The 10450-nt window shown below is 69.4% G+C and carries 1 protein-coding gene; it reads right to left on the bottom strand.

Translation table 11 applies throughout. The features are described from left to right. Nucleotides 1-10377 (bottom strand): non-ribosomal peptide synthetase (locus EQ874_RS22715; RefSeq protein ID WP_242496895.1); only part of this gene is annotated, 10377 nt, incomplete at its 3' end. Between the last annotated feature and the right edge of the window lie 73 nt (nt 10378-10450).

Genomic DNA, 10450 nt, shown 5'->3' with positions numbered 1-10450 from the left:
GTGCGGCACCGCCACACCCTTCGGCCGGCCCGTCGAACCCGACGTGAAGATCACATACGCCGTATTCGACGCACGCAACGGCGCGACCCGTTCGCCGTCTGCGATGGATGCATCCGAGACGTCCGAGAGATCGAGCGTGTCGATCGCCAGGCTCGGGACAGACCTCTCCCCCGGCACGACGAAATCGTCGCGTTCGGTCGACAGCACGACCACCGGCGCTGCGGCGTCGAGAATGTACGCGTTGCGCTCGTCCGGCTGATCCGGATCCACCGGCACATACGCACCACCGGCCTTGGCCACCGCATACATACCGACCAGCAACTCGACCGAGCGACGCATCGCCAGCGCCACCGTCGACTCCGGACCCACACCCTCCGAGATCAACCTGCGCGCAAGACGATTGACCCGCGCATCGAACTCCGCATAGGTCAGCGACTCACCCTCGAACACCAACGCCGTCGCATCCGGCACCCGCGAAACCTGCTCGTCGAACAGATCGACCAGGGTCGACGTCTGCTCCACCGCACGGTCGGTGGCGTTCCACGACTCGAGGATCTCGACCCGCTCGGATCCGTCGAGCATGTCGATGTCGCCGACGGCCGTGGCCGGGTCGGTGACGATCGCTTCGAGGACACGCACGAAGCGCTGTGCGAAGCCCGCGACCGTCGACTCGTCGAACAGATCGGTCGCATACGTGAAGGTGGCATCGATGACGTCGGGCGCACCGTCGTCGTCGTAATGGTCGAACACCGTGAGCTGCAGGTCGGTCTTGGCGAGCTGCAGTTCGAAATCGGTGGAGCTCACCGTCAGCCCGGGCAGTTCGAGCTGGGTGCGCGCCAGATTCTGGAACGACAGACCCACCTGGAAGAGCGGGTTGCGGGCGGTCGAGCGCACCGGGTTCAGCACTTCCACCAGGCGTTCGAACGGCACATCGGCGTTCGCGAACGCGCCGAGGTCGGTCTCACGGGTGCCTTCGAGGAGTCGCTCGAAGGACTGGGCCGGATCGACGTCGCTGCGGAAGACCAGCGTGTTGACGAACATGCCGATCAGATCGTCGAGCTCGCGCTCGCCGCGACCGGCGATCGGGGTGCCGATCGCGATGTCGCGCGTGCCCGAGAGTCGGGCGAGCACGGTCGCGAAGGCCGCGTTGACGACCATGAACAACGTCGCGTTCTTCGACCGCGCAAGTTCCTGCAGACCGCGGTGCAATTCGGGCGAGATCGTGAATTGCAACGATTCGCCGCGGAAGCTCTGACTCGGCGGACGCTGACGATCGGACGGGAGGTCGAGCTGGTCGGGCAGGCCGGCGAGCGCCTGCTTCCAGTACGCGACCTGCTTCGCGGCCAACGATTCGGGGTCGTCCTCGCGGCCGAGCACCTCGCGCTGCCACAACGCGTAGTCGGCGTACTGCACGGGCAACGGCTCCCACGCCGGCGCGTCGCCCCGCGACCGTGCCACGTAGGCCGTCATCAGGTCTCGGGTCAGCGGGCCGACCGACGCGCCGTCGGCCGACACGTGGTGTACGACCAGCGCGAGAATGTGCTCGTCGTCGCTGACGCGGAAGATGCGCACCGCGACCGGCACCTCGGCGGTCACATCGAAGGTCGTCGACATGAAGGCCACGATCTCGGGTTCGAGTTCGGCCTCCGCGACGTCGCGCACGACGAGTTCGGGCAGCGCACCGTCGAGCGGGAGCACCACCTGGTGCGGTCCGTCGGGCGAGTCCGGGTAGATGGTGCGGAGCGATTCGTGCCGGGCGATGACGTCGCGTGCTGCCGCGCGGAGCGCGTCGACATCGAGGTCGCCGACGAGCCGCACAGCGATCGGGATGTTGTCGACCGCCGAGGACGCCGTGTCGAACTGGTTGAGGAACCAGTAGCGCTGCTGCGCGAGCGACAGCGGAACCCGGTCGGGTCGTTCGCCGGCGACGAGGGGACGGCGCGGGCCACCCGACACTCCGTGTTCGAGGCGCGCCGCAAGGTCTTCGACGGTCGCGGCCTCGAACAACAGTCGCAGGGGCACGGTGGCATTCAGCGCGGCACCGATGCGGGAGACCACTCGGGTGGCGATGAGCGAGTTTCCGCCGAGCGCGAAGAAGTCGTCGTCGAGACCGACGCGGTCGACGCCGAGAACCTCGGAGTAGGTCGACGCCACGACCTGTTCCGTGGAGGTGGTGGGAGCGCGGAACGCCCTGACCTCGAAGACGGGATCGGGCAGTGCCTTGCGGTCGAGCTTGCCGGACGCACCCAGCGGCATGGCGTCGAGGAGCACGTAGGTGGCGGGGACCATGTAGGCCGGCAACTGCGCGGACAGTGCCGCACCGGCCACCGCCTGATCGAAGGTCGCTCCGGGCTGCGGGACGACGTAGGCGACGAGCTGGTCCTGCCGGACGAGCACCACGGCCTGGTCGACCTCGTCGAGGTCGAGCAGCGCGGTTTCGATCTCCCCGAGTTCGATGCGCAGACCGCGGAGCTTGACCTGGAAGTCGGTGCGGCCGATGTAGTCCAGTTCACCCGTCTCGTCCGGCCGGCGCACGAGGTCGCCGGTGCGGTACAGACGCTCACCGTCGCCGAAGGGCGAGGCGACGAAGCGTTCGGCAGTGAGATCGGGGCGCTGCACGTAGCCGCGCGCGAGCTGGACGCCCGCGAGATAGAGCTCTCCCGCGACCCCTACGGGGACGGGCGCGAGACGCTCGTCGAGGACGTAGACGCGGGTGTTCCACACGGGCGCACCGATCGGCACGGACACCGTGTCGGCGTCGGTGGCCTCGTGATAGGTCACGTCCACGGCCGCCTCGGTGGGACCGTAGAGGTTGTGCAGACCGGCGTCGGTCAGCAGTGCGCGTGTGCGGGCGGCCAGTGCGGGCGGCAGGGCCTCGCCGGAGGCGAAGACGTGGCGGAGCGAGGTGAGTTGGTCGACCGAGGCCTCGGCGACGAACACCGCCAGCATCGACGGCACGAAGTGCACGACCGTCACGGCACGCCGGTCGATCACCGACGCCAGGTACCGCGGATCCCGATGGCCGTCGGGTACGGCGACCACGAGACGGGCACCGATCTGCAAGGGCCAGAAGAATTCCCACACCGACACATCGAACGTGAACGGGGTCTTCTGCAGTACCCTGTCGGCCTCGGTCAGGGGGTATTCGTGCTGCATCCAGCGCAGGCGGTTGACGATCGCGCCGTGCGGCACCGCCACACCCTTGGGCCGGCCCGTCGAACCCGACGTGAAGATCACGTAGGCCGTGTTCGACGCCCGCAACGGGGACGTCCGCTCCGCGTCGGTGACCGGTTCGGCCGACGTCGCGGACAGATCGAGGGAGTCGACGAGCAGGCTCGGGACAGACCTCTCCCCCGGGACACGGAATCCGTCGCGTGCGGTGGTCAGCACCACCACCGGCGCCGCGGTGTCGAGGATGTAGCCGTTGCGATCGTCCGGCTGATCCGGATCGATCGGCACGTAGGCACCACCGGCAACGACGACGGCGTACATACCGACCAGCAGATCCAGCGAGCGACGCATGGCCAGACCCACCCGCGCATCGGGGCCGACGCCGAGCGAGATCAGGTGCCGTGCAAGGCGGTTCACACGCTCGGAGAAATCGCCGTAGGTCGACGACTCACCCTCGAACTCCACCGCGACCGCATCCGGCGACCGCCGGACCTGTTCGGCGAACAGATCCACGAGGGTGGAGGTGCCGTCGAGCACACGGTCGGTGTCGTTCCACCGCTCGAGCAGATGCACGCGTTCGGCGTCGTCGAGCAGATCGACATCGCCCACCGTGACCGAGAGGTCGCCGGTGACGGCATCCAGCAGACGGACGAAGCGGTCGGCGACACGTTCGACGGTGCGGGCATCGAACAGATCGATGGCGTAGGTCAGGCCCACCGAGTACTCGGCCGCACCGCTCGCAGTGGGCGTCTCGGTGACGACGAACTGCAGGTCGAACTTGGCGGTCGTGATGTCGAGGTCGACGGCCCCGACGGTCAGACGGGGCAGCTCGAGCGTGCCGGTCTCGAGGTTCTGGAACGACAGCATCACCTGGAACAGCGGATGACGTGCCGTGGACCGTTCGGGGTTGAGCACCTCGACGAGTCGTTCGAACGGCAGGTCGGCGTGGCCGAACGCTTCGAGGTCGGCGCCGCGCACCTGTCCGAGCACCTGCTCGAACGACTCGCCGCTGTCCACCCGGGTGCGCAGCACCAGGGTGTTGACGAACATGCCCACCAGGTCGTCGAGCGCCGCGTCGCCACGGCCGGCCACCGGAGTGCCGATCGCGATGTCGTCGGTACCCGACAACCGCGCCAGCAGCACCGCCAGCGCCGCGTGCACCACCATGAAGGGAGTCGCGTTGCGTTCGCGGGCGAGCGTGACGATGCGATCGTGGAGCGTCTCGTCGAGCGTGAACTCGTACAGGGCGCCCCGGTTGGTGGCGACCGCGGGGCGGGGGTGGTCGGCCGGCAGGTCGAGTTGCTCGGGCAGACCCGCGAGCGTCTGCCGCCAGAAGCCGACCTGCGACGAGATCACCGACTCCGGATCGTCCTCCGAGCCGAGCACCTCCCGCTGCCAGATGGCGAAGTCGGCGTACTGCACCGGCAGCGGTTCCCAGCCCGGCTCCCCTCCGGCCGCCCGGGCCGCGTAGGCGGAGACGATGTCGCGGGTGAGCGGACCCATCGAGAAGCCGTCGGCTGCGATGTGGTGCACGACCAGCGCCAGCACGTGTTCGGTCGCCGACACCGCAAAGAGCTGCGCCCGGAAGGGTGCCTGCGTGGAGACGTCGAAACCGGACGAGACGAGATCCGTGATGCTCTGCACCAGCTGCGTCTCGGTGACATCGATCGGTGACAGGTCGGGTTCGACCTCGGACACCGGCAGCACCTGCTGGTAGCCCACACCGTCGACGTCCGGGTAGATCGTCCGCAAGGATTCGTGCCGGCCCAGCACGTCGGCCACCGCGGAGCGCAGCGCCTCGACGTCCAGCGCGCCGGTCAACCGGACCGCGACCGGAATGTTGTTGACCGCCGATTCCGGTTCGAACCGGTTGAGGAACCACATCCGCTGCTGCGCGAGCGACAGCGGCACACGCTCCGGACGCTCCTGCACCACGAGCGGCGTGCGGCCCTGCGCGTCGCTCTGCTCGACGCGGGCGGCGAGCGCGGCCACACCGGGCGCCTCGAACAGCACACGAACGGGCACAACGGTTCCCAGTTCCGAACCGAGACGCGCGACGACCTGCGTGGCGATGAGGGAGTTGCCGCCGAGCGCGAAGAAGTCGTCGTCGAGTCCGACGCGATCGACGCCGAGGACGCCGGCGAACACGCCGGCGACGACCTCTTCGACCGGGGTCGTGGGTGCACGGAAACCGCGGGTCTCGAAGACCGGATCGGGCAGCGCCTTCCGGTCGACCTTGCCCGAACTTCCGAGCGGCATCTCGTCGAGGACCGTGAACTGCGACGGCACCATGTAGGCCGGGAGCACCGTGCTCAGTGCGGCCTGCGCGGCGTCGCGGTCGAAGGTCGTGTTCGGGGCCGGGACCACGTAGGCGACGAGTTGTTCGTGCCGCACCTGGGCGGCGGCCTGCGAGACCCCGGTGTGGTCGAGCAGCGCGGTCTCGATCTCCCCGAGCTCGATGCGCAGACCGCGGAGCTTGACCTGGAAGTCGGTGCGGCCGAGGTACTCGAGGTCGCCGCTGTGGTCGTTGCGCCGGCGCACGAGGTCGCCTGTGCGGTACAGGCGCTCACCGTCGCCGAAGGGCGAGGCGACGAAACGCTCGGCGGTGAGATCGGGGCGGCCGACGTAGCCGCGCGCCACCTGCGCGCCCGCGAGGTACAGCTCGCCCACGACCCCGGCGGGAACCGGCGACAGTCGCGCGTCGAGCACGTAGGCGCGGGTGTTCCACACCGGAGCGCCCATCGCGACGGAACCACCGGTCGTGCCCGCGACGGGGCGGGCGGTGGCGTGCACCGTGGCCTCGGTGGGGCCGTAGAGGTTGTGGAGTTCGGCGGCGCTGATCCGGGAGAACTGCTCGGCCACCGACAGGGGGAAGGCCTCACCCGCGACGAGCACGGTGCGCAGCGACGCGCAGTCGTCCGGCGACACCGACGCGGCGAAGACCGCGAGCATCGACGGGACGAAGGAGGTGATCGTCACCGCGCGCTCGCGGATGACCGTGCCGAGGTAGGCGGTGTCGCGGTGACCGTCCGGGGCTGCGATCACCATGCGTGCACCGACGGTGAGGGTGCCGAACAGTTCCCAGACCGACACGTCGAAGGTGAACGGGGTCTTCTGCAGCACCACGTCGTTGGGGCCGATCCCGTATGCGGTGGTGATCCACCGAATCTGGTTGACCACGGAGGCGTGGGCGACGGCCACACCCTTCGGGCGGCCGGTCGAACCCGAGGTGAAGATCGTGTACGCGGTGTTCGACGGACGCAACGGCGCGATGCGATCGGCGTCGGTGATCGGTTCGGCCGGTGTCGCGGCCAGGTCGAGGCTGTCGATCGCGAGCGACGGCGCCGATGCCGTGGCCGGCACGCGGTATCCGTCGCGCTCGGTGGTCAGCACCACCACGGGTGCCGCGGTGTCGAGGATGTAGCCGTTGCGATCGTCCGGCTGATCCGGATCGATCGGCACGTACGCACCACCGGCCGCGACGACCGCGTACATACCCACCAGCAGATCCGGCGAGCGACGCATCGCCAGACCCGCCGACGTCTCCGGCCCGACACCGAGCGAGATCAGGTGCCGCGCAAGACGATTCACACGCTCGGCGAACTCGCCGTAGGTCAGCGACTCGCCCTCGAACTCCACCGCGACCGCATCCGGCGACCGCCGGACCTGCTCGGCGAACAGATCCGCCAGGGTTCGGGCGTCGCCGAGTTCGTGCTCGGTGGCGTTCCACGTGGCGAGCACATCGGTGCGCTCGGCGTCGTCGAGCAGCGCGACATCACCGACCGGGAGTGCGGGCTCGGTCGCGACCGCGGTGAGGATCCGGGTCAGGCGCTCGGCGAAGGACTCCATCGTCCGGGCGTCGAACAGATCGGTGGCGTAGGTGAGGTCGACGAGATAGCCCTCTGCGGTGGCGTCGTCCGAGACGGTGACCTGCAGGTCGAACTTCGCGAGTGCCGCGTCGACGTCGAGCGCCGAGACGGTCAGGCCGGGCAGCTCGAGAGAGTCGGCGTCGAGGTTCTGGAACGCGAGCAGTACCTGGAACAGCGGGTGGCGGGCGGTCGACCGTTCGGGGTCGATGAGCTCGACGAGCCGTTCGAACGGCAGGTCGGCGTGGCCGAACGCTTCGAGGTCGGCGCCGCGCACCTGTCCGAGCACCTGCTCGAACGACTCGCCGCCGTCCACCCGGGTGCGCAGCACCAGGGTGTTGACGAACATGCCCACCAGGTCGTCGAGCGCCGCGTCGCCACGGCCGGCCACCGGAGTGCCGATCGCGATGTCGTCGGTACCCGACAACCGCGCCAGCAGCACCGCCAGCGCCGCGTGCACCACCATGAACTCGGTGGTGGAGGTGCGGCGAGCCAGATCGCGTACGGCGGAACGGAGTTCGGATCTCAGGACGAACCGGTGCGAGGCGCCGCGGTAGCTCGCGACCGCCGGTCGCGGACGGTCGGCCGGCAGGTCGAGCTGCTCGGGCAGACCCGCGAGCCTTTCCCGCCAGAACGCGACCTGCGACGAGATCACCGACTCCGGATCGTCCTCCGAGCCGAGCACCTCCCGCTGCCAGATCGCGAAGTCGGCGTACTGCACCGCGAGCGGTTCCCACTGCGGGGCGTCGCCCGAGACGCGTGCGGCGTAGGCGGTGACGACGTCGCGGGTGAGCGGACCCATCGAGAAGCCGTCGGACGCGATGTGGTGTACGACCAGCACCAGCACGTGCTCGGTGTCGGAGACCGCGAACAGGCGTGCCCGGAAGGGGACCTGCGAGGTCACGTCGAAGCCGGTACCGACGATCTCGGTGGCCCGGGCGATCAGATCGGACTCGGCCACCGGGACCGGCGTCAGATCGGGCACCACCTCGTCCACCGGCAGCACCTGCTGATAGCCCACACCGTCGACATCCGGGTAGACCGTCCGCAGCGACTCGTGCCTGCCGAGCACGTCGGCGACCGCCGCCTGCAGAGCCGCCGCGTCGAGTGCACCCGACAGGCGGATCGCCACCGGGATGTTGTCGACCGCCGATTCGGGTTCGAATCGGTTGAGGAACCACATCCGCTGCTGCGCGAGCGACAACGGCACCAGTTCCGGGCGCACCTGCGGAACCAGCGGTGCTCGCCCGTCGGCACCGGAAGCCATGGCGGCGTCGACGAGCGAGGCCAGCTCGGCCGCGGTCGGGGCGTCGAAGAACTCGCGGACGTCGATGCGGACCTTGTGGTCGGAGCCGAGCCGCGCGACGACCCGCGTCGCACTCAGGGAGTTGCCGCCGAGTTCGAAGAAGTCGTCGTCGACGCCGAGCCGCTCGATGCCGAGGATCTGCTCGAACGCCGAGACGACGGCGTGCTCGGTGGCCGTCGACGGTGCGCGGTACTCGCGTTGCAAAGAGCTGAAATCCGGTGCGGGCAGCGCCTTCCGGTCGAGCTTGCCACTGCCGCCGAGCGGGAACTCGTCGAGTTCGACGAACAGCGACGGCACCATGTAGTCGGGCAGACGCCGGCGCACGGCGTCGGCGAGCTCGGACCGTTCGATGTCGCGGCCGTCGGTGACGAGATAGGCGACGAGGTGATCGCCGAGCGCGGGGTCGGAGTGCACGACGACGACCGACTGCCGCACGCCCGGATGGTCGAGCAGCGCCGATTCGATCTCGCCGAGTTCGATGCGCAGACCGCGCAGCTTCACCTGGAAGTCGGTACGGCCGATGTACTCGATCTGCCCGTCCTCGTTCGTCTTCACGAGGTCGCCGGTGCGGTACATGCGGTCGCCGGGCTCCCCGAACGGGTCGGCGACGAAACGATCGGAGGTCAGATCGGGGCGACGGAGGTAACCGCGCGCGAGCTGGACGCCCGCGAGATACAGCTCGCCCTCGACACCGTCGGGGACGGGGCGCAGGCCCTCGTCGAGGACGTAGAGACCGGTGTCGGCCACGGCGGCACCGATGGGCACGACGGTGTCGTCGGCCGAGGTCGCGAAATAGGTGACGTCGACCGCGGCCTCGGTGGGCCCGTACAGATTGTGCAGACGCGCCGAGGAGATCTCGTAGAAACGGGCGACCGTCTGCGGCGGCAGCGCCTCACCGGACGCGAAGACGTAGCGGAGGGTGCTCACCGACGCGGCGGTGGGCTCGGCGAGGTAGACGGCGAGCATCGACGGCACGAAGTGCGCGATCGTCACGCCACGCTCGATCATCGTCTGCGCGAGATAGGCCGGGTCGCGGTGCCCGTCGGGCACGGCGATCGTGAGGCGGGCACCCACCTGCAGGGGCCAGAAGAACTCCCAGACCGACACGTCGAAGGTGAACGGTGTCTTCTGCAGCACGACGTCGTCGGCGCGCATCCCGTACTCCGCCTGGCGCCAGTCGATGTTCGCGACGATCGCCCGGTGCTCGACGGCGACGCCCTTCGGCCGTCCCGTCGAACCCGACGTGAAGATGACGTACGCGAGGTGATCGGCCGTGAGCGCGCCGCGGCGCTCCTCCGGGGTGATGGGATCGCCGGAGATCTCGGACAGCTCGAGGGTGTCGATCGTCAGCGCCGGGACGGAACCGGGAAGATCGACGGCGTCGCGTTCGGTGGTGACGACCGCGACCGGCTCGGCGATCTCGAGGACGTAGGCGAGGCGGTCGGCCGGATGGTCGGGATCGAGCGGCACGTAGGCGCCGCCGGCCTTGACGATCGCATACATGCCGACCAGCAGGTCGAACGATCGACGGACCGCGAGACCGACGCGTGCGTCGGGGCCCACACCGAGACCGATGAGGTGACGGGCGAGACGGTTGACGCGGGCGTCGAACTCCCGGTAGGTCAGGCTCTGTCCGTCGAACTCGAGAGCGACGGCATCGGGTGTCCGGGCCACCTGGGCGTCGAAACGCGCCGCGAGCGTGCCGGGATCGACCGTGGCCGGTGCCGCCGCATCGTCGCCGAGCACCTCGACGGCGTCGGCCAGCAGCGCGTCGACCACCCCCGCGAGACCCGGGACACCGAGCAGAGCGGGCGCGATGTTCGACAGGACGACCGGGAACAGCGCGTCGAAACCGAGCGCACCGCCCATGGCGGTGTCGAGTGTGGCGATCTCGTCGCGCAGGCGCGCGTAGCCGATACGGGTGTCACCGTCGGAGAGGGCGACACGGTCGGGTTCGATGTCCGCGACGGCGGCGAGCAACCGGGGAAGGTCCTCGATCGCCAGCGCCGGCTTGCCCGCCATGTCACCCGTCATCTACGTCAGCCTCCTGAAATAACCTGCGCTCGGCACTGCGCTGTGCGCGCGCCACCGCCCCCCGCTGCCACCC

It is taken from the genome of Rhodococcus sp. Q1, assembly GCF_004153645.1.
GTDB classification, from domain to species: domain Bacteria; phylum Actinomycetota; class Actinomycetes; order Mycobacteriales; family Mycobacteriaceae; genus Rhodococcus; species Rhodococcus gordoniae.
The sequence above is the reverse complement of the archived record's forward strand: the minus strand, read 5'-3'. Positions and strand labels throughout refer to the sequence as shown.